The sequence below is a fragment of the Massilia aquatica genome (genome assembly GCF_011682045.1).
Classification (GTDB): domain Bacteria; phylum Pseudomonadota; class Gammaproteobacteria; order Burkholderiales; family Burkholderiaceae_D; genus Telluria_A; species Telluria_A aquatica.
The window spans coordinates 1-1613 of record NZ_VVIW01000065.1 but is presented as its reverse complement, the minus strand read 5'-3'; the positions used below and the strand labels follow the sequence as shown (position 1 = coordinate 1613).

Here is a 1613-nt window from a genome sequence, read left to right as displayed (position 1 = left end):
GGCGCATCGAAAGATGAGCTTGTCAGTATTTTGAGTGAGCGATCTGTCCGCAAGGACATTAAACAGAGATTGAACTGAAGAGTTTGATCCTGGCTCAGATTGAACGCTGGCGGCATGCCTTACACATGCAAGTCGAACGGCAGCGCGGGGCAACCTGGCGGCGAGTGGCGAACGGGTGAGTAATATATCGGAACGTACCCTGGAGTGGGGGATAACGTAGCGAAAGTTACGCTAATACCGCATACGATCTAAGGATGAAAGTGGGGGCTTCGCAAGAACCTCATGCTCCTGGAGCGGCCGATATCTGATTAGCTAGTTGGTGGGGTAAAGGCCTACCAAGGCATCGATCAGTAGCTGGTCTGAGAGGACGACCAGCCACACTGGAACTGAGACACGGTCCAGACTCCTACGGGAGGCAGCAGTGGGGAATTTTGGACAATGGGCGAAAGCCTGATCCAGCAATGCCGCGTGAGTGAAGAAGGCCTTCGGGTTGTAAAGCTCTTTTGTCAGGGAAGAAACGGTGAAGGCTAATATCCTTTGCTAATGACGGTACCTGAAGAATAAGCACCGGCTAACTACGTGCCAGCAGCCGCGGTAATACGTAGGGTGCAAGCGTTAATCGGAATTACTGGGCGTAAAGCGTGCGCAGGCGGTTTTGTAAGTCTGTCGTGAAATCCCCGGGCTCAACCTGGGAATTGCGATGGAGACTGCAAGGCTAGAATCTGGCAGAGGGGGGTAGAATTCCACGTGTAGCAGTGAAATGCGTAGAGATGTGGAGGAACACCGATGGCGAAGGCAGCCCCCTGGGTCAAGATTGACGCTCATGCACGAAAGCGTGGGGAGCAAACAGGATTAGATACCCTGGTAGTCCACGCCCTAAACGATGTCTACTAGTTGTCGGGTTTTAATTAACTTGGTAACGCAGCTAACGCGTGAAGTAGACCGCCTGGGGAGTACGGTCGCAAGATTAAAACTCAAAGGAATTGACGGGGACCCGCACAAGCGGTGGATGATGTGGATTAATTCGATGCAACGCGAAAAACCTTACCTACCCTTGACATGTACGGAAGCCACGAGAGATCGAGGTGTGCTTGAAAGAGAGCCGTAACACAGGTGCTGCATGGCTGTCGTCAGCTCGTGTCGTGAGATGTTGGGTTAAGTCCCGCAACGAGCGCAACCCTTGTCATTAGTTGCTACGAAAGAGCACTCTAATGAGACTGCCGGTGACAAACCGGAGGAAGGTGGGGATGACGTCAAGTCCTCATGGCCCTTATGGGTAGGGCTTCACACGTCATACAATGGTACATACAGAGGGCCGCCAACCCGCGAGGGGGAGCTAATCCCAGAAAGTGTATCGTAGTCCGGATTGTAGTCTGCAACTCGACTACATGAAGTTGGAATCGCTAGTAATCGCGGATCAGCATGTCGCGGTGAATACGTTCCCGGGTCTTGTACACACCGCCCGTCACACCATGGGAGCGGGTTTTACCAGAAGTAGGTAGCTTAACCGCAAGGGGGGCGCTTACCACGGTAGGATTCGTGACTGGGGTGAAGTCGTAACAAGGTAGCCGTATCGGAAGGTGCGGCTGGATCACCTCCTTTCTAGAGTTGCA

General features: G+C 53.0%; 1 rRNA gene. It reads left to right on the top strand.

Going from position 1 to position 1613, the window contains the following annotated elements:
* The first annotated feature begins 71 nt into the window (after positions 1 to 71).
* Positions 72 to 1602: ribosomal RNA gene (locus tag F1609_RS33865) — 16S ribosomal RNA — on the top strand.
* Positions 1603 to 1613 lie beyond the last annotated feature (11 nt).